We start from the raw sequence: 17,405 nt of genomic DNA on the forward strand, positions 1-17,405 counted from the left end.
TGAGAGGTGTCTTCTTATATGCCCAGTTTATCTCGAAGCGTGCCGTCAGTGTATTCTGTTTTAAACAAGCCTCTGTTTTGTAGTTCCGGGATAACGGACTCGATAAACTCCGTCAAGCCTTCACTCATCTGCTGGGGCATGATGTTAAAACCGTCAGCAGCACCATTTTCAAACCAGACCTGCAGTTCGTCTGCAATTCTTTCTGGTGTTCCGGCAATAGTGAAATGCCCGCGACCGCCGGCTAAGCGGAGCAGCAGCTGTCTTAATGTGAGATTTTCTTTTTTAGCTAGGTCACTGATTAGTTTTGTTCTGCTCTGATGCCCCTTTATTTCTTTTATATCAGGCAGTTCTGGGAAAGGACCGTCTAACGGGTAAGAAGTCAAATCAAACCCGACTCTGTTGGACAGCTGAAGCAAACTGTACGCTGGATTTGTAAGCTTATGCAGCTCTGTCTCTTTTGCTTTTGCTTCTTCATCCGTATTTGCGATAACAGGGCAAATTCCCGGAAGAACAATGACCTTGCTTGGATCACGTCCAAAATCTTGAACTCTGGACTTTAGTTTTTTATAGAAGATTTGTGCGTCTTCCAGTGTTTGCTGTGCTGTAAAAACGATTTCTGCATATTGTGCCGCAAAGTCAATGCCGTCTTTAGAGGAGCCAGCTTGAACAATTACTGGCTTGCCTTGCGGTGATCTTGGGCTGTTTAATGGGCCTTTAACAGAAAAATAGCTACCTTTATGGTTAATTTCATGGACTTTTTCGCTTAACGCATAAACCCCTGTTGCCTTATCCTTGACAAGTGCATCTGCTTCCCAGCTGTCCCAAAGCTTATTGGTCACTTCTAAAAATTCCTGTGCCCGCACATACCTCTGTTCATGATCTGGTATTTCTTCTAAATTAAAGTTTTTCGCTTCTTCATCTGTTCCAGACGTGATAACATTCCAGCCTGCTCTTCCTTTACTCAAATGATCAAGGGAGGAAAAACTTCTGGCAACATTGAAAGGCTCTGTAAAGGAGGTTGATACTGTTCCAATTAAGCCGATTTCCTTCGTAACAGCTGCCAGCGCGGACAAGAGGATGAGCGGTTCCATCCCCCCTCCACCGAGTTCTCCGTATGTAACTGCTTTAGTCGAAACAGAGTACCTGTTTGCCATAAAGATAGAATCAAATTTTGCCCTTTCTGCTTTAGCAGCAATTTCTTGATAAAGCCTGAAATCCTGCACACTTTCTACTGCAGAGGCTGGATGCCTCCAAGCTCCTTCATGATGACCCATGCTTGTTAAAAACAAGTTTAAGCGCATTTTTCCCCCTTTTGTACGGTATGTCATTTGATTTCACTCCCTTTGTTCATTAGCCTTTAAAGCTGTCCTGCCATTTCAACAATCTTCTTTCAAATATCCTTATAAACGAATCTGAAGCCTTCCCAAACACTGCAAAGATAATAATTCCTACAAAAACGACTGTTGTTTGTGAAAATTGCCGGGCATCTGTAATTAAATAGCCGATACCTTCAGATGATCCCATCAGCTCTGCTGCCACTAACGCAAGCCAGGCTGCTCCTAAGGCAAGACGCAGGCCGAGCAGAATATTAGGAAGTGCTGATGGGATAATTAAGTTAGTTATTTGTTTCCATTTGCTGTACTGTAAAACTTTCGCAACCTCATACATTTTCCCATCAACACTGCGTATGCCTAAAAAAGCATTCACATATAGCGGAAAGAAAGCACCTTTGGCAATCAAAAGAACCTTTGAAACCTCTCCAAAACCAAACCATAGGATAAATAGCGGTATGACAGCTAATGTCGGAATTGTGCGCAGCATCTGCATAGTCGGGTCAAGGGTATGCTCTATTTTGCTAGAAAATCCAACAGCTAATCCAGCTAATAGACCAAGAGAACCACCAATTATAAACCCTCCGATTGCCCTAAGAAAACTGACTTGGAAATGGTAGAGCAAATTCCCTGTTGTCCATAAATCAATGAAAGCCATGAAAATCTCACTGGGTCTTGGAAGCAGTGTCTCTGATACAAACCCATATATTCCCGCTGCTTCCCATACTGCTATTAATAGAACAGGGAAAATCATTCCCCGCAAAAAAATAACCGTTTTAGAAGGAAGCTGTTTTCCTTTTATCTTTTTTTTACGCTTAGCTTTTACAACTGAGTCTCCGTATAACAGTTCACTATTATTACTCAATGTGACCTCCCTCCCATCACTGCATGCTCTGATTTCTCAAACTCCTGCAAAATCGCTTGACGGTATGCTTGAAATGCATTATCCGCTTTCTTCCGCGGGTAGGGAAGTTGAATATCTACAACCTTTTGTATCGATCCTGGTCTTGCATTCATAATGACAACTTTGCCTCCTAAATAGATGGCTTCATCTAAATCATGTGTTACTAGCAGCATGGTCGTTTTGTTTACTTGCCAGATATTCAACAAAGCATCCTGCATATGTGTCCTTGTGAATGCGTCTAACGCACCGAATGGTTCATCTAATAGCAAGACTTTCGGATTGCGGAGCAGAGCTCTTGCAATTGCTGCTCTTTGTGCCATTCCTCCTGATAGCTCCCTTGGGTATGATTTTGCAAAACCGTCAAGCTTAACGAGCTTAATCAGCTCTGCGACCTTTTCTTGAACTTTTTTGTCTTTCAGGGAGAAGTTTGCGGCGATATTTTTTTCTACCGTGTGCCAAGGAAAGAGGCGTGGTTCTTGGAAGATAAAGCCCTTATCGACGCTGGGCCCGGTTACTTCCACCCCCTCAATCGATACAGAGCCGGACACTTCCGTATCAAGGCCTGCTATGATTTTCAGCAAGGTGCTTTTCCCGCAGCCGCTCGGGCCGATAATGGTAATCAGTTCACCTTTTTCTACTGCTAAGTCAATATCCTTTAATGCATGTGTATCACCATTTTTCGAGCTGAATTTTTTATTTAATTGATTGATTGCTAATAATGTCATAAACTTCTCCTCTCCTTTCAATCTTCCTATTTACGATTGGAATATGGATAAAAAAAAGACACGAAGCAAAAAAATGAGCAACCGTGTCTTCTCCGGTGGTCCGGTAGCAAGAGCATCTTTTATTTTTTTGTGTCTGTTTGTATACGGATTTTTTCTTCTCTCTCAATTTGTGCTATTCTCCCGGCATGAAGGGTAATGGTGACAGAACCATACTCAATTTCCTTTAATATGGAGATGATATATTTTTCATTTTCGTAAGTTACTTCGGCCATTTAAATAACCCCCTATATAAATTTAAAAAAGCCGCTTACTCCAATATTGGGAAGCGGCCTTCAGTTGTCTGATCAGCACCTTGCTTATTCTTTTGTATTCTTTATGCGTGAATATTCCTTTTCCAGATCTGTTAGTGTCCATTCAAACAGATGCTGTCCCTCTTTTTTATAAATGCCTGCAGCTATCAAGGAATGGATTAAATAACTTTTTCTTCTGTCTACCAACTCTCTTAATTTTCCAGACATTTTTCATCGCTCCTTAGTAATCTCTTTGAATACTAATTATTTTAATCTCTTTACTAGGTATTAAATCACAAAAAAATTATGGACGAATTTTTTCTATATATTTTGCGGTATATTCCACTGTATCTGGATACTTAATACCAACTCCTGTATTTAAACAAACGACTTTTTCTTCCTTGCCAAGCCAGCCTGCTTCCCGAAGTTTATCAGCTGCTGCAATTGTTGCGGCACCCTCTGGACATATAAACTGACCTTCTGACTTTGCGACAAGCTGCTGAGCTTTCGTTAATTCTTCTTCTGATACTGCCACTGCACAGCCATTTGTCTCATATATCGCCTTTAAAACCAAAAAATCTCCTAGAGCTTTCGGTACATTAATTCCAAATGCTTTCGTTTCTGAATTCTCCCAAAAATCAGACTCTTCTTTTCCCTCTAAATACGCTTTGACAATAGGCGCACAGCCTTCTGCTTGTACGGCGACTAAACGGGGAGGTCGACCGCTGATCCAGCCAAGCTCTTGCATTTCCAGAAATGCCTTGTAAATTCCAATTAAACCGACACCGCCTCCAGTTGGATAGAGAATGACATCTGGTAGTTCCCAGCCAAATTGCTCAGCAATTTCATAGCCCATCGTCTTTTTCCCTTCAATCCGATATGGTTCCTTCAAGGTTGATGCATCAAAATAGCCATTATCCTTTACCAGCTGTGCCGTGATTTTGCCTGCATCACTTATAACACCATCAACTAAATATAGCTCTCCTCCAGAAACGCTCACTTCTTTGCGCGTAATTTCTGGAGCATCAAGAGGCATGACGATATGTGCGCGAATTCCCGCTTTTGCAGAATAAAGGGACCATGCAGCACCTGCATTCCCATTTGTAGGCATCGCAAGCTCCCTCACCCCAAGCTCTGAAGCTTTTGAAACACCGACTGCAGCGCCTCTTGCTTTGAATGAACCTGTTGGAACAAGTCCTTCATCCTTTAAATAAAGATGCTGAAAGCCTAACTCTGCTCCTGCCCTTTCTAATGGAAGCAGCGGTGTCATCCCTTCGCCTAAAGTTTTTACATTCTCTTGGTTCAATACTGGAAGCACCTCATGATATCTCCATAAAGTGTTTTCCCTGCCTTGCAAATCCTCTTTCGATAAGTCATGTTTTAATTTATCCAATTCATATCGAGCGAGTAGTGGGGAACCACAGCTACATAATTGCTGTATTTCTTCGGCAGAATAATATTTACTGCATTTTGGGCATTCCAGATGGTGTATGTAGCTAAATCTCATGGCCATCCTCCTGTATAAGTATTATGTAATTTAAGTTGATAAAAAAAGAGACCAACAAAATACAAGTCTGCTTGACATGTATTTCGCTGAATCTCTAGTGATCTAGTCGATTCCTTTAAAATATTTACAAATATCTGTTAAACCTATGTTAACAGCATCTAAAAGTCGTTGTCAATCATTTTTTAGGGTATTCTGATTGATTTACTTGGAATAATAGTTTAGTCCTATTAATCCTCCTACATTCGCTCTTATTGGACGGAATCTCCGCTAGGGTAGACTGTTGTAACATAGTGATAAAACAACCCAGTAATCGTCTGGGTTAACAAAAATATCGGGAAGGAATAAGGCAAGCTGTAATTATTCTGATAGGTGATGATATGCAACAAGGTGAAAAGCCATTGTGCAATAACCCCAAATAGAGCCCATCCTCCTACATAAAACGCAAACGTTTTTTTACGTATTTTTAATACTTCGTAAAAATATATAAAGGCATAGCCAAAAGGTCCATATAAAGCATAATAAAACAGGTCAAAAAGCTCGTAGTGGTTCGTATCATTTTCACGATATAAATCGAGTAATCCTCCCCCTATTGTAAAGTCATATAATATTCCCGTAGTTATTCCCCATAATATACTCATACAGGTTATTTCCCTGCTCAGCTTTTTCGGTGTGAACATAACGAACAAATAGGCGGCAACCGTCAAAATCAATAAGGATATCTCATTAATATCAAATTTTCCAATCCAAATCATTTTGTCAGCACCTCTTTCTCTTTATCCACCATATATGTTTGATACCATTTATGAATCCCTAACACTACAAGATGGAGAAGAAGATAGTAAACCAAATCATAAAATATCGACCAGTGTTTGACTGTAGTGACCTTTAATAAATGACTGATAATTGTTATACCTAATATCACTAATGATGACACGAGGATATGCATTAGCTTTTTCACTAGGGAAGATTGTTTGCGACCAAAATTCAAACAAATTAACACAATCACCGGAATAACAATGCTTCTCTTAATCAAATAAGCAACAAAATCCCACGGTTCACGAGAATAGGTAATCAACTCAAACTCCTCATAAACAAGCCAAGTCCAATTAAGATTTATAATTAAAACACTTAAAATTAAAACCGTATTTTCTACAATGCTGTACTTCTTCTTTTGAACAAAAAAACAAATAATGGTCAGCCACCCTATAAAAAAATAAATTGCAAATGCCATCATAACCTCCAACTGCTTTTTCCATATTGTCACCTGAACTCCAAAGAATTATGAATGTTTGCTAATAGATACATGTTAAAAGCTTCGCCCTTTTTTAGCTGATGATGCTTGCGCCATTCCCTTTTTTTTATAAATTTCATTTACTAATAAAAAGGAGATGTTTGTAATGACAGAACAAGACTTGATTATTTTTCTCCACATACCTAAAACAGGCGGGTCCACTCTTAATACTATTTTCAAACGGCAATTTTCGGTGGAGGAAATTTATGATCATGAGCTTTTTCAAAATGAAGTTATTCCATTGGATCAGCTGACAGAACGGCAAAAAAACGATATTAATGCATTTGCCGGCCATAATTTGTATGGAGTTCATGAGCATTTTCAAAAGCAGCACCACTACTTCACTATGCTTCGCCATCCTGTCGATCGGGTTTTATCCCTGTATTCTTATTTGAGAAACTATCCAGGCTATGAAAGATTAAAAGATATGACGTTAGAGGAGTTTGTGAGGACAGAACCAGAAGCTAATAACTGTCAGACACTGCTTTTATGCGGATATCCTGTCCAATATGATCTTAACTTAGCCAAAGAAAGATTAGAGTCATTTGATGCTGTGGGGATAACGGAAAGATTCGATGAATCCTTATATTTACTTAAATCTGTGTATAATTGGAACGACATTCATTATAACAAGGTCAATATTACAAAGAAAAAGCTTAGACGGGCAGATGTCCCGAAGGAAACGATCAAGCTGATAGAAGACTATAATAAGCTTGATATGGAACTGTATCAGTTTGCTAAAGAGCTTTTGCAAAAACGATTGAATGGCTTGTCAAAAAAGGAAAAAAAGGAAATGAAAAAATTTATTCAAGCCCAAAGAGCCTTAAACAAACAAAATAAAAAAGCAAAGCCTTAAAAAGCTTGCTTTTTTATTGGGGCTCTACATGGACATGCACTTGGTAAACTCCGTATTCACGCTGCAGCTCTGCCTCCACATCATCAGCTATCCCATGGGCTTTTTTAATATCCAATGTAGAATCAACGAGAATAGAAACATCGACCACTTCGTTATTGCCGTAGTTTCTCCCTTTTATTTCTTTAATGCCCTTTACCCCTTCCATAATCAAAATAGCATTCTTTAACTTTTGCAGCCTGTCCACATCAAAGCCGTCTGACAGCTCATGGGATGCTTGCCTGAATATCTCAATAGCTGTTTTACAGATCAGCATTCCGACAACCAGTGCAGTAACAGAATCAAGCCACGGCATATTCAACTGTGACCCGAATATGCCGACAGCCGTACCGATACTTACCCACGCATCTGAAATATTATCCTTTGCCGCAGACATAACAGCACTGCTGTTAATTTTCTTAGCCAAAGTGCTATTGTAGCGATATACACCATACATTACTGCTGCAGCAAATAAACCGACAAACCCTGCCATCATATCAGGTGACTGACTATCCTTGTGCATGAAGGAAGAAACAGAATCAATTAACACCTCAATGCCAACAACCATCATAATGAATGAAGCTACCATAGAAGAGATGCCTTCGCTTTTCCAATGACCATAGCGATGATTCTTATCTGCAGGCTTTTGTGATAGTCTTAATCCTATTAGGACTGCAACCGAAGCAATAATATCTGTTGCGTTATTCAGACCATCTGCCCGCAATGCTTGTGAATCCGTCATAAAACCTACCGACAGCTTTATAATCGAAAGGAAAATATAGGCAGCAATACTGATTAATGCTCCTCGTTCTCCTAATTTTAAGTCCTTAAATTTTTGCTCCTCCATGAAATCTCTCCCTACTTAATAATAATCATATGATAACAAGCATATTTCGGGTGGGTCTAGAGCAATCTTCTTGCACAAAAATTAAAAAATTCACTTTGCGTAATTGTTTTTCCGCCATGCAAAACTTATCCATATTTTTACTTCGCGATCCCTCGTTGTTTGACTGCCGTTTTTACCAAAATAATTAAATATAAAAAAAGTGAAAGCATAAATTGCAGCGGCATACTTAAAAGATAATGAATAACATGAAGACCTTCGTATACATGGTCAGCGAAATATCTGCTGATGAATCATAGAAACGATAAAAATAACGGGCATAACAAAAAAGCGATAGGGAAGCCGAAATATATATTCCAGCCCTTTTAGTCCTCCGTATATAAACACCGAGCTTTTTACCAACACTCAAAAGCATGATCATAAACACTGTAATAACATCCATTCTTTCAATAAATTCCCCATTTGATACAAGACGGGTTGCAGATAAGAGGGGGAAGTTTGCTCCTAAGGCAATCCTGCTTCCAAGGGATGCTGTTATCAGCAAACTAGTTAATGTTAAAAACAGCCCTGAAAAAATAATGGAAAATAAGTAGATGATTCTGCTTTTGTGTATATTCCCTACTAAAGGCAGAATGCACATAAAAACAATCATTTCTCCATATGGCCTTGCTACTTCGTATGGAAACATGCTTTTTACAAATGGTCCAATCCCTCTCCCTAATACAGGCTGAATGTTTTCAAGGTTGAGACTTCTGCTACCATACAAAAAAATCGTCAGCAATAGTAAAAAAACGATAGAGTATGGTGTCAGCACCTCCGTTGTTCGACCGAGCACTTCTATTCCAAGATATAAAATATAACCGAGCAGAAGCGTAAAGGTTAACGCGATGAATTCTATCGGTGTTAACGGCAAGATAGCAGCAGAAGTCAACACACTAAAGTCTCTGACAATCCTTGCTGCAATATAAAAAAATAGACAGCATAAATAAAACCTATTATGATTGCAACTGGTCTGTTAAAGCAGAACTCCAGGATTTGATATAAGTTCTTGTTCGGCTGTAACATAATCATATGATAATATAAATAGGCAATAATAACGCCGATAAATGTAGAAAATAAAATAACAAGCCAGCTGTCTTCCCTCGCCTCAAGGCCTATACCAAAAACAAGGGAGCTTCCTAGATTAAAGCCTAATATTAATGTAAATAATTGTGTGAGCGAAACTTTTTCCGTTAACATAACAGCAGCAGCCTCTTTCCCATTACCGATGTACCTATAATTCCCATAAGCCTCTCCATATATGTATAAACAAAAAAAGACCCTTTCAAATAGTTTGAAAGAGTCACTTTAATGACTTAGTAAAAATTGCAGGCAAATCACGCAAGTCATCTATTACTATATCTGCCTCGGATAACTCCTCTAGTTTAGCAAAATCAAAATGACATCCGACCGAAAGGAAGCCATTTCGACTCGCTGCTTGAATATCTGACAAGCGGTCACCGACAACAGCGCCAGACGCTATCTCATATTTCTGGATGCCAGCTCTTACTAAATCGGCTTTATTTAGTGAATGTATTTGAGCAATGCTAAAGGTTTCGGTTACCCATTTATCTAACTCGTAATACTCGACAATTGCTTTTAAATAGGCAGGCAGGCCATTGCTGGCAATAAAAATTGCAAAGTTCCTGTTTTTTAATTCTGCAAGCACTGCTTGTGTGTGAGGATATAATGCTCCTTTGCCATTGTTGATATTTTCTATTAATCTTTCTAAAAAATAAGCATCTATTGCCGCACGTACCTCTTGGCTGTGTAAGGGCAGTAAAGTTTCCCATACTTGCGGAAGCGGCACCCCCATAATTTCTCTGTATTTTTCAATTGGTGTGGCACTATTCCATAACTGCTGATCCCTTAAACGTTTAAAAGCATCTTCTAAGGCCAATTCTAAAATAGAATTTGTTTGAAATAACGTACCATCCATGTCAAAAATGATTGCTCGTAACATTATGCGCTCCTTTTACTGATTCGTTAGAGGATTGCCAAATACTATATGCCAATGAAGATGTTTGGAATCCTGATAATTTCCTAAATTTGTAATTACACGACATGCACCATATTCCTCCGTCACACTCGCTGCAAGCTTTTGAATGACACCTAAAAGCTCAAGCAGCAGTTTTTGATCACTTTCCTCAAGTGTCAATAGCGACGAAATATGCTTTTTTGGTATGGCCACGATATGTACCGGATAAAATGGTTTAGTGTGATAATAAGCTAAAACATTATCTGTTTCGATTATTCTTTTCACCTTTGTCTTATTACTCAGAACTTCCTCACAGTAAAAATCGTTTCCCAACATTTATTCCCCTTTTCACTTTTTTGTTAGTCTACGAGATGAATATTCTTGATTGGCCAATAAATAACATTTGTCGTCCCAACCACTTTGCTTGTCGGGATTACTCCGATATAACGGCTGTCCTTGCTGTTTCTTCTGTTATCACCGAGCACAAACAGGGAGTCCTTCGGAACTCGGTCCAACCCTAGCAGGCTCTTTAATGTAAAGTTTTCTGTTAACAATGCCCCGCTTCCGAATAATTGCCGTAATTCCTGCTTGTTTTTATCCAAGTAAGGCTCTTCATAAGCCTCGCCATTTATGTAGAGTGTATCATCCTTATATTCTATCTTGTCGCCCGGCAAGCCGATTACCCTCTTGATATAATCCTCCTTTTCATTAGCGTGGAACACGACAATATCAAATCTTTGAATCTTCCCTACCTTTGTAACAATCATTCTGTCGCCATTATCTAACGAAGATTCCATTGATTCACCGTCCACAATGATTGGGACAAAAATAAATAGGCGAATGACAAGCACTGCAATAATCGCTATAAAGGCAGATTTCAGCCATTCAAAATTTTCATTGTTCAGCAGATTTTTCAAGCTATCACTACCTTTTCTTGTTTGCGGACATTTTTCTCCCTATTATCGTACCATTTTATGGCATTATTTTGAACTAATTAAATGCGGTTAGGACGGAAATACTATATTTGATGTTGATAATTTTTAGGAGGAAAAAAGATGAGAAACTGGAAAATGTATGTGCTGCTGATTGGACCATGGTTCACTTTTTTACTATTTGGCGCGAAATCCTTTAGACGCTTTTTACCTACAGGCATTTTTAGTTCACTTCTAATTACTTTAATCAGTGAGCTTTCTAAAAGCTACACATGGTGGAAAGTAAAAAAACCGATTATTCCAGGACTCTCTACAGACATCACCTTTGTATTCGGCCTTTTTTTCACCTTAAATTTATGGATTTTTAAACTTACATATGAAAAAGTTTGGCTTTATATTATCTCGAATATTTTTGCCGATTTTCTGTTTGCCTACCCATTAAGTACACTCGCTGAAAAGTTCAAAATCTATAAGCTGGTCAACCTTAAGAGGCTGCAGCTCTTCTGCTTAAGTCTGTCTGTCGCAGGATGCAACTATTTCTTTCATCGTTTTGTTGTAGAAAAGGAAAGAAAAGGATAACGATATTTTTTATGGATTATTACACTAAAGGAACTGATGCGTATTATGACCTTTTTAATTATCTCCTGCCTCCTATTTATTGTTATCGCTTGGATAATTCCGAAGAGAATTTCACAAGCAGAGCAATATGCCGTTATCCTATATTCCATGTTTATTGGATTTTTTGTTGACGTACTGCTTGATCTTAAGCTCCATCTATATGGCTATTTTTCCCCAGGCATTCAATTTGCCGGGTACTTGCCAATCATCATTCTCTTTCCTGCATCCGGAATATTATTTGTAAATTTTTTCCCATATAAAAAATCAGTGCTTCATAAATCCTTATATGTAATTTATTGGAGTATTTTCTGTATAATTTATGAGTTTGCCTCCGTTAAATCAGGTTACTTTTATCATAATGGCTGGAACTATTGGTATTCTGCCGCTGCTTATCCGCTGCTGTTGATTTTTCAACTAATCAATATTGCTATCTTTAGGAAATTAATGAGGGGGGAAGCCGAATAATATACCCCCTTATTGGTTCTTAAGTAGCTTGAGCCTTATCTCTTGTGCAGATGAAGCCTCTAATAAGAAATGATCCAAAATAACAGCTGACATTAGTAAAGCCGCAGTCATACAATAATTCTTTCCATTCTTCGTCACTATTAACCTCTGTTCCCTGCCCAATTGTTGCAGCAAATTCTGCGAACTCTTCAGGTGATATGCCGTTTGAGATCATATAATTTCTCCAACCCGCCATTTGCATTTCGAAAGATTCACTGACCTGTTCTCCTTGAATGGCAGCAAGTAAAAGCGGTGCACCTGGTTTAAGGTGTTTAGCAATATTCAACAGAAATTTCCGTTTATTTTCTAACCCTTTTATAAAATGAAGAACAAGCAGGCATGTAGCTCCATCAAATTGTTTTTCGGTAGAAAACATATCCCATTCTGAGTGGTGAAAACAGATTCGATCTGCTATATTCTTTGTTCTGCTTTTCGCAAGTTTAAGCATCTCCTCTGAGGAATCGACAGCCACATATGACCAGAGCGAATTATTGCTGAATGTGACGAGTTCTTGCCCGCCGCCAGCTCCGACAATTAATACTGTATGATTACTGTCACCAATTAAAAAACCTTCCATCAAGTTCCCTGTCAGCTCATATAATAGTGGGTAACCTGCAATCTTTTTCCTTATTGTTGTAGCATAGGAATTAACACTAGGATCCTCCCAGCTCTTCGCTCGTTTGCTTTCCGGCATATGAATGCCTCCTTTTTTAATGAATGCAATTGTATTTCCCATTTGTTATCATTAAATTAATGATATTAATAATCATTATCATTCTATTTAAAAATTACAACAAGCAAAATCCCATATTTATGGGATAGTTATCACCCTGGAAAGAGGCGAACAAAAATTGAAGAAAGACACAGCGTTTATAACTGATTTTTTGAATAACTGTTTAATACATATAAAAAAGTCTATTTGTTATGAGGCAGGGTGTTTTACGACAGTCGACTCATTAACACTTCTATCAACAGGTGCCTTCACGGATGCTCGGATTGAAAAAATACATCCTCTTTTATTTGAAAATGAATATTTACAGAAGGACTTTAACCGGTTTGAAAATCTCATAAAGCTTCCTGTTCCAGTTGGTGTTTTAAGTCACTCTACAAATGGAAATCTTGCGTTGAGTACCCGCAGTAAAGAAATTCTTCAGCCTGCTGGTTTTTCAGATGAGCTGCGTGCAGCTGTTATGTATAAAGGAAAATCCTGCGGATTTTTGACATTGTTTCGTTCTAATAAACAGCAGATGTTTACCCAAAAAGATACGGACGAGATAATTTCGTTGTTGCAGCCGATCTCCATAAAGCTGTATGACTTTTTTGCTGCTCCATTGCCACCAGGCAATACAGCAGATTGGGATAAAAGTGTGATACTGCTTAATGAAGATATGCAAATAACCGCAGCCAATAAAGGCGGGCAGAGCTTGCTTGACTTTCTGCGTAAGCTAGAACAGATAGACAGCACCATTTTACCGCGGCCGGTTAGGGCAGTATGTACAAAAGCAAAGGCGAATGATCTAGTGCAGACAGAAGCAAAAATTTGTATTCACCCCTCTGCAGGAGAATTTTTCACAATCCATGCGACTTTAATGCAATCACAGGACCAGCACTTTGCCGTCACCTGCCAAAAAACAGCACCACAAGAAATTTTACATAATACAGCTTCCCTATATAGACTGTCAGACCGGGAAAAACAGCTAGTAAACTATATATTTCTCGGAAATACCACTAAAGAGATTGCAGCAGCATTATATATTTCGCCACATACAGTACAGGACCATTTAAAATCGATTTTCACAAAAACGAACAGTACAACGAGAGGAGAATTGGTGTGGGTGCTGCTTAATAAATATAGTTTTTCTTGAGGCATTAACAAAACTCTCCTGATGGTGGGAGAGTTTTGGGATTGCTTTAGTTTAGCCGTTTTCTGGAGGGCATTTGATCACCTTCCGATAAAACCAATACAAACCTAGATAAGATATAAAATATACAGGGATAGAGTGCCAAAGCTTCCACTCGAAATGCTTCATGAATCCTGCTTTATGCAAAAGATACTCAATCAAAAAAGAGATGGCTGTCCAAATGATTACATAGAGAAGATAATGATTATTTTTTTGAAAGTTTAAATATAATACTGTTAGCAACGGAGGAACTAATGAAACGAGAGCGAAATCCGTAAATTCTACCTCCTTGGATGGGCCAAAATCTACATAATCAAGCTTCACAGCAATGAAGAAATGAGCAAGCCAAGCACAATAGCTTACAATCGGCACAACAATGACATTTTCTCGCCATGTTAATTGCTTCGGCATAAAAAAGAGCATGATAACAAGCAAACCTACTGTACTCCATAAGATATACATATCAATCCCACCTATAACTTAAATATGGCAACTATTATTGTTTGAATGCTAACCAAGTTATATACATTTTTGGTGCAATTGCTTTACAACAATTCTAAAATACGTAAAAAAGAGCTCTCACAATCGTGAGAGCTCAATGAATTGTTTCCAGCCCTGTATTCTAAACAGTCATTTTCCAGTTTGAAAAGCTTAGCCAATTTTCTTTTTCCTTATAATCAGGCATTATTTTCCCAACAAGACGCCAAAACGAGCGGTCGTGGTTTAAATGGACCATGTGACACATCTCATGTACAACTACATAGTCAATGACCTCACGTGGTGCCATTGCCAGTCTCCAATTGAAGGTTAATTGCAAATTGGAATCACATGTACCCCAGTTCGTTTTACTATCTGATATCCGTACAGAACGGGGTTTTGTTTTAAAGTTGCCTTGATAAACAGAGATACTTTTTTGTACTAAGTCCTTACACTGCTGATAATAAAAACGTCTTAATGCTTGTTTACTCTTTTCATCGTCAAGCTGCTTCACATATATATACAGTGTTTCTTCTTCAAATACAACATAGTCCTGCTTAATTTTACGGTCTTGGAATATTTTAATAGGATATGCTTTCCCTAAATACAGAAAGCTTTCATCATTATCATAGACCTTTTCTTGTGGACCATTCCACCTATCCTTCATTTCTGCTAATTTTTCCTGTATGAGTTCCCATCTGTCTTCTAAAGCCTGAAGCACCTTTTCATCTGCTATCTTTTTCGGAGCTTGTACTTCAATTTCTCCATAGCTATTTATTGATATTCCGATGGAGGTTCTATTTTTGTACTTTACTTCATAGCTAATTGTCGAACCTGAGTACGTATGAATCATTTACATCACCTTATCCTCTGTATCGGACTGCGAGTCCTTTTAAGAAGTTTCTGGCGAATTTATCTCCACACTCTTTATAATTTTTATGTCCCTCTTTTCGCAATAAAGCACCCAACTCACCTTTTGTCACTGTTAACCCTGCGTTTGCAAAAATATCCAGCATATCCTCCGTAGTTAAAGACAGTGCTATCTTCACTCTTTTTAGAAGGAGGTTATTAATATGTTCCCCTTTTTGAGAGGGTTGAGCTGGAGCATTAGGCATCCCTGGTTTAGGCTCTTGTACTCCCCTTTTATAAATAATGAGACCATTTAAAAAGGAATCGAACATACTAGTTGTACATTTAATTTGATCGTCATTTTCCTCTTCTTCGTCATCTGTCTTTTTCAGGATTTGCACCACTTCAGGTACCGTTACCTCGACACCGCCAAGATTAAAAATCTCCACCATTTCTTTATTTTTTATTTCTAGCGCATATCTCAAGCGAATAAGCATATCTTTAATTTCCATTTATGTAACTCCTTATATTAAATAATAGTACCTTTTTATAAAGCAACAGGCACTTAATTTTAGTATAACTAATAATACTTCGCAACAGTCTAGCCATATACAATTGATAAAAGCAAAAATTGGCTGATGGGAGTCAAGGTAAATGTACTCACATCAGCCAATTAATCACATATTCTTACTCAACTATGTCAGCATTTTTCTCAAAGAGATCAAGCATTTCACGCACTTCATCCGATGAATTTGTGCTCATCAATTGATTTCTTAGTTCACTTGCTCCTCTAAATCCTTTAACATATATCTTGAAAAAGCGATGCAGAGCTCGGAATGAGCGTGTCTCTAATTCTTGTGAATATTTGTCATGTAGATCAAGATGCAATCGCAAGAGATCAAGCAATTCTTTACTGCTATGTTCTTTTGGCTCTTTTTCAAATGCAAATGGGTTTTTAAAAATACCGCGCCCAATCATTACCCCATCAATACCATATTTTTCAGCAAGCTCCAAGCCAGTTTGATAGTCAGGAATATCTCCGTTAATCGTCAACAATGTATCTGGCGCTATTTCATCACGGAGCTTCTTAATCTCTGGAATCAGCTCCCAGTGAGCATCCACTTGGCTCATTTCCTTACGTGTACGCAAATGAATTGAAAGGTTAGCAATATCTTGTTTCAATATATGTGCTAGCCATTCCTTCCACTCTTCTACTTCCGTGTAGCCAAGTCTTGTTTTCACACTTACAGGCAATCCGCCTGCTTTTGCTGCTTGGATTATCTCTGCAGCGACATCTGGACGGAGGATAAGGCCGCTCCCCTTCCCCTTAGATGCCACATTAGGCACAGGACAGCCCATATTAATATCGACGCCACGAAACCCGAGTTCTGCCATTCCAATACTCATTTGGCGGAAATTTTCAGGTCTATCTCCCCATATATGTGCAACCATTGGCTGCTCATCTTCTGTAAAAGTCAAACGCCCGCGTACACTTTGCTTCCCATCTGGGTGACAGTAGCTCTCTGTGTTCGTAAACTCTGTAAAAAACACATCAGGTCTTGCTGCTTTGCTCACTACATGGCGAAATACTACATCCGTTACCTCTTCCATTGGTGCAAGTACAAAAAACGGTCGTGGCAGTTCACGCCAGAAATTATCTTTCATCATTACAATCAAATCCTCTCATTATGGATTAATTTTTTATGATCAAATGGTGGTTTTCTTTTTAAAATAAAAAACGCCCCTTACAGAGTGTAAGAAACGTTGATTTCACTGCATAAGCAGCATCATAATACCGGTGGCCGGGGTCGAACCGGCACTCCAAAGGAACACGATTTTGAGTCGTGCGCGTCTGCCAATTCCGCCACACCGGCATAATTGGAGCGGGTGATGGGAATCGAACCCACGACATCAGCTTGGAAGGCTGAGGTTTTACCATTAAACTACACCCGCGAAATATAATGGCGGTCCGGACGGGACTCGAACCCGCGACCTCCTGCGTGACAGGCAGGCATTCTAACCAACTGAACTACCGGACCAAACTATTAAATTAATGGAGGAGGAAAGGGGATTCGAACCCCTGCGCGGTTTGACCCGCCTGTCGGTTTTCAAGACCGATCCCTTCAGCCGGACTTGGGTATTCCTCCGTATTGGTGGAGCCTAGCGGGATCGAACCGCTGACCTCCTGCGTGCAAGGCAGGCGCTCTCCCAGCTGAGCTAAGGCCCCGTAAAATGCAAATGTATATGGCGCGCCCGAAAGGAGTCGAACCCATAACCTTCTGATCCGTAGTCAGACGCTCTATCCAATTGAGCTACGGGCGCA

The 17,405-nt window shown here is 39.0% G+C and carries 21 protein-coding genes, 6 tRNA genes and 1 pseudogene; 4 read left to right on the forward strand and 24 right to left on the reverse strand.

Features of this window, described 5'->3' with window-relative positions; translation table 11 throughout:
* Positions 1-14 precede the first annotated feature (14 nt).
* The 8 genes from LXM54_RS06615 to LXM54_RS06650 form a co-directional block, all read right to left on the reverse strand.
* Positions 15-1,328 carry an LLM class flavin-dependent oxidoreductase gene (locus tag LXM54_RS06615; protein ID WP_233314278.1) on the reverse strand — a complete coding sequence of 438 codons (1,314 nt, stop codon included), beginning with the start codon at positions 1,326-1,328 and terminating at the stop codon, positions 15-17.
* Positions 1,329-1,350: 22 nt separating this feature from the next.
* The gene (locus LXM54_RS06620) at positions 1,351-2,196 is read right to left on the reverse strand and encodes an ABC transporter permease (protein ID WP_245399858.1); all 846 of its coding nucleotides are present in this window, start codon (positions 2,194-2,196) and stop codon (positions 1,351-1,353) included.
* Positions 2,193-2,960, reverse strand: a complete 768-nt coding sequence (locus LXM54_RS06625) for an ABC transporter ATP-binding protein (protein WP_233314279.1) — start codon at positions 2,958-2,960, stop codon at positions 2,193-2,195. Before LXM54_RS06625 ends, LXM54_RS06620 begins: the two co-directional genes overlap by 4 nt.
* A 119-nt stretch (positions 2,961-3,079) precedes the next feature.
* Positions 3,080-3,232: a YezD family protein gene (locus LXM54_RS06630; RefSeq protein WP_233314280.1), complete on the reverse strand. Its 153-nt coding sequence runs from the start codon at positions 3,230-3,232 to the stop codon at positions 3,080-3,082.
* Positions 3,233-3,316: 84 nt separating this feature from the next.
* Entirely contained in the window at positions 3,317-3,478 is a 162-nt protein-coding gene (locus tag LXM54_RS06635) for a Fur-regulated basic protein FbpA (protein WP_233314281.1), read from the reverse strand.
* A gap of 76 nt (positions 3,479-3,554) precedes the next feature.
* Positions 3,555-4,757: a threonine synthase gene (locus LXM54_RS06640; protein ID WP_233314282.1), complete on the reverse strand. Its 1,203-nt coding sequence runs from the start codon at positions 4,755-4,757 to the stop codon at positions 3,555-3,557.
* Between the two features lie 248 nt (positions 4,758-5,005).
* The gene (locus LXM54_RS06645; RefSeq protein WP_233314283.1) at positions 5,006-5,509 is read right to left on the reverse strand and encodes a hypothetical protein; all 504 of its coding nucleotides are present in this window, start codon (positions 5,507-5,509) and stop codon (positions 5,006-5,008) included.
* Positions 5,506-6,021 (reverse strand): hypothetical protein, encoded by a 516-nt coding sequence (locus LXM54_RS06650; RefSeq protein WP_233314284.1) that lies wholly within the window; start codon positions 6,019-6,021, stop codon positions 5,506-5,508. Before LXM54_RS06650 ends, LXM54_RS06645 begins: the two co-directional genes overlap by 4 nt.
* 133 nt (positions 6,022-6,154) lie before the next feature.
* On the opposite strand from LXM54_RS06650, the gene LXM54_RS06655 reads away from it, so the two are divergent.
* Entirely contained in the window at positions 6,155-6,904 is a 750-nt protein-coding gene (locus LXM54_RS06655) for a sulfotransferase family 2 domain-containing protein (RefSeq protein ID WP_233314285.1), read from the forward strand.
* Positions 6,905-6,917: 13 nt separating this feature from the next.
* Here LXM54_RS06655 and LXM54_RS06660 read toward each other — a convergent pair whose 3' ends face one another.
* The 5 genes and pseudogenes from LXM54_RS06660 to lepB form a co-directional block, all read right to left on the reverse strand.
* On the reverse strand, positions 6,918-7,787 hold the full coding sequence (locus LXM54_RS06660) for a cation diffusion facilitator family transporter (RefSeq protein WP_233314286.1): 870 nt from the start codon (positions 7,785-7,787) through the stop codon (positions 6,918-6,920).
* A 226-nt stretch (positions 7,788-8,013) separates the two neighbouring features.
* Positions 8,014-9,023 (reverse strand): annotated as a pseudogene (locus LXM54_RS06665) (GerAB/ArcD/ProY family transporter).
* Positions 9,024-9,126: 103 nt separating this feature from the next.
* Positions 9,127-9,786 carry an HAD family hydrolase gene (locus LXM54_RS06675; protein WP_233314289.1) on the reverse strand — a complete coding sequence of 220 codons (660 nt, stop codon included), beginning with the start codon at positions 9,784-9,786 and terminating at the stop codon, positions 9,127-9,129.
* A 12-nt stretch (positions 9,787-9,798) separates the two neighbouring features.
* Positions 9,799-10,137, reverse strand: a complete 339-nt coding sequence (locus tag LXM54_RS06680; RefSeq protein WP_233314290.1) for an HIT domain-containing protein — start codon at positions 10,135-10,137, stop codon at positions 9,799-9,801.
* Positions 10,138-10,160: 23 nt separating this feature from the next.
* Positions 10,161-10,718: a signal peptidase I gene (gene lepB, locus LXM54_RS06685; RefSeq protein ID WP_233314291.1), complete on the reverse strand. Its 558-nt coding sequence runs from the start codon at positions 10,716-10,718 to the stop codon at positions 10,161-10,163.
* A 138-nt stretch (positions 10,719-10,856) separates the two neighbouring features.
* On the opposite strand from lepB, the gene LXM54_RS06690 reads away from it, so the two are divergent.
* Together LXM54_RS06690 and LXM54_RS06695 are read left to right on the forward strand one after the other, a co-directional pair.
* Positions 10,857-11,312: a hypothetical protein gene (locus LXM54_RS06690; protein WP_233314292.1), complete on the forward strand. Its 456-nt coding sequence runs from the start codon at positions 10,857-10,859 to the stop codon at positions 11,310-11,312.
* Between the two features lie 45 nt (positions 11,313-11,357).
* Positions 11,358-11,816: a CBO0543 family protein gene (locus tag LXM54_RS06695; protein ID WP_233314293.1), complete on the forward strand. Its 459-nt coding sequence runs from the start codon at positions 11,358-11,360 to the stop codon at positions 11,814-11,816.
* A 19-nt stretch (positions 11,817-11,835) separates the two neighbouring features.
* Here LXM54_RS06695 and LXM54_RS06700 read toward each other — a convergent pair whose 3' ends face one another.
* The gene (locus LXM54_RS06700; protein WP_233314294.1) at positions 11,836-12,549 is read right to left on the reverse strand and encodes a class I SAM-dependent methyltransferase; all 714 of its coding nucleotides are present in this window, start codon (positions 12,547-12,549) and stop codon (positions 11,836-11,838) included.
* A gap of 157 nt (positions 12,550-12,706) precedes the next feature.
* On the opposite strand from LXM54_RS06700, the gene LXM54_RS06705 reads away from it, so the two are divergent.
* On the forward strand, positions 12,707-13,720 hold the full coding sequence (locus LXM54_RS06705; RefSeq protein ID WP_233314295.1) for a helix-turn-helix transcriptional regulator: 1,014 nt from the start codon (positions 12,707-12,709) through the stop codon (positions 13,718-13,720).
* A 51-nt stretch (positions 13,721-13,771) separates the two neighbouring features.
* On the opposite strand, the gene LXM54_RS06710 is transcribed toward LXM54_RS06705, so the two are convergent.
* The 10 genes from LXM54_RS06710 to LXM54_RS06755 all read right to left on the reverse strand — a co-directional run bounded on the left by LXM54_RS06710 (position 13,772) and on the right by LXM54_RS06755 (position 17,404).
* The gene (locus LXM54_RS06710) at positions 13,772-14,218 is read right to left on the reverse strand and encodes a CBO0543 family protein (protein WP_233314296.1); all 447 of its coding nucleotides are present in this window, start codon (positions 14,216-14,218) and stop codon (positions 13,772-13,774) included.
* A 160-nt stretch (positions 14,219-14,378) separates the two neighbouring features.
* On the reverse strand, positions 14,379-15,086 hold the full coding sequence (locus LXM54_RS06715) for a M48 family metallopeptidase (RefSeq protein WP_233314297.1): 708 nt from the start codon (positions 15,084-15,086) through the stop codon (positions 14,379-14,381).
* Positions 15,087-15,096: 10 nt separating this feature from the next.
* Positions 15,097-15,594, reverse strand: coding sequence for a DUF1456 family protein (locus tag LXM54_RS06720; protein WP_233314298.1), 498 nt, complete (start codon positions 15,592-15,594; stop codon positions 15,097-15,099).
* A gap of 175 nt (positions 15,595-15,769) precedes the next feature.
* The gene (locus LXM54_RS06725) at positions 15,770-16,747 is read right to left on the reverse strand and encodes a tRNA dihydrouridine synthase (protein WP_233314776.1); all 978 of its coding nucleotides are present in this window, start codon (positions 16,745-16,747) and stop codon (positions 15,770-15,772) included.
* A gap of 128 nt (positions 16,748-16,875) precedes the next feature.
* A tRNA-Leu gene (locus LXM54_RS06730) sits at positions 16,876-16,956 on the reverse strand.
* A gap of 5 nt (positions 16,957-16,961) precedes the next feature.
* Positions 16,962-17,035, reverse strand: a tRNA-Gly gene (locus tag LXM54_RS06735).
* Positions 17,036-17,044: 9 nt separating this feature from the next.
* Positions 17,045-17,121, reverse strand: a tRNA-Asp gene (locus LXM54_RS06740).
* Positions 17,122-17,136: 15 nt separating this feature from the next.
* Positions 17,137-17,229: transfer RNA gene (locus LXM54_RS06745), tRNA-Ser, on the reverse strand.
* 4 nt (positions 17,230-17,233) lie between these two features.
* A tRNA-Ala gene (locus tag LXM54_RS06750) sits at positions 17,234-17,309 on the reverse strand.
* An 18-nt stretch (positions 17,310-17,327) separates the two neighbouring features.
* Positions 17,328-17,404 (reverse strand) — tRNA-Arg (locus tag LXM54_RS06755).
* Position 17,405: the final 1 nt, after the last annotated feature.

The sequence above is a fragment of the Bacillus sp. Au-Bac7 genome, from assembly GCF_021341655.1.
Lineage (GTDB): Bacteria > Bacillota > Bacilli > Bacillales > Cytobacillaceae > Niallia.

Excerpts from the sequence above, each read along its gene's own strand:
- LXM54_RS06700 (WP_233314294.1), bottom strand. The coding sequence starts at position 12,549 with ATGCCGGAAAGCAAACGAGCGAAGAGCTGGGAGGATCCTAGTGTTAAT.
- LXM54_RS06640 (WP_233314282.1), bottom strand. The coding sequence starts at position 4,757 with ATGAGATTTAGCTACATACACCATCTGGAATGCCCAAAATGCAGTAAA.
- LXM54_RS06630 (WP_233314280.1), bottom strand. The coding sequence starts at position 3,232 with ATGGCCGAAGTAACTTACGAAAATGAAAAATATATCATCTCCATATTA.
- LXM54_RS06725 (WP_233314776.1), bottom strand. The coding sequence starts at position 16,747 with ATGAAAGATAATTTCTGGCGTGAACTGCCACGACCGTTTTTTGTACTT.
- LXM54_RS06690 (WP_233314292.1), top strand. The coding sequence starts at position 10,857 with ATGAGAAACTGGAAAATGTATGTGCTGCTGATTGGACCATGGTTCACT.
- LXM54_RS06695 (WP_233314293.1), top strand. The coding sequence starts at position 11,358 with ATGACCTTTTTAATTATCTCCTGCCTCCTATTTATTGTTATCGCTTGG.
- LXM54_RS06675 (WP_233314289.1), bottom strand. The coding sequence starts at position 9,786 with ATGTTACGAGCAATCATTTTTGACATGGATGGTACGTTATTTCAAACA.
- LXM54_RS06715 (WP_233314297.1), bottom strand. The coding sequence starts at position 15,086 with ATGATTCATACGTACTCAGGTTCGACAATTAGCTATGAAGTAAAGTAC.
- LXM54_RS06635 (WP_233314281.1), bottom strand. The coding sequence starts at position 3,478 with ATGTCTGGAAAATTAAGAGAGTTGGTAGACAGAAGAAAAAGTTATTTA.
- LXM54_RS06680 (WP_233314290.1), bottom strand. The coding sequence starts at position 10,137 with ATGTTGGGAAACGATTTTTACTGTGAGGAAGTTCTGAGTAATAAGACA.
- LXM54_RS06720 (WP_233314298.1), bottom strand. The coding sequence starts at position 15,594 with ATGGAAATTAAAGATATGCTTATTCGCTTGAGATATGCGCTAGAAATA.
- LXM54_RS06625 (WP_233314279.1), bottom strand. The coding sequence starts at position 2,960 with ATGACATTATTAGCAATCAATCAATTAAATAAAAAATTCAGCTCGAAA.
- LXM54_RS06710 (WP_233314296.1), bottom strand. The coding sequence starts at position 14,218 with ATGTATATCTTATGGAGTACAGTAGGTTTGCTTGTTATCATGCTCTTT.
- LXM54_RS06645 (WP_233314283.1), bottom strand. The coding sequence starts at position 5,509 with ATGATTTGGATTGGAAAATTTGATATTAATGAGATATCCTTATTGATT.
- LXM54_RS06660 (WP_233314286.1), bottom strand. The coding sequence starts at position 7,787 with ATGGAGGAGCAAAAATTTAAGGACTTAAAATTAGGAGAACGAGGAGCA.
- LXM54_RS06655 (WP_233314285.1), top strand. The coding sequence starts at position 6,155 with ATGACAGAACAAGACTTGATTATTTTTCTCCACATACCTAAAACAGGC.
- LXM54_RS06615 (WP_233314278.1), bottom strand. The coding sequence starts at position 1,328 with ATGACATACCGTACAAAAGGGGGAAAAATGCGCTTAAACTTGTTTTTA.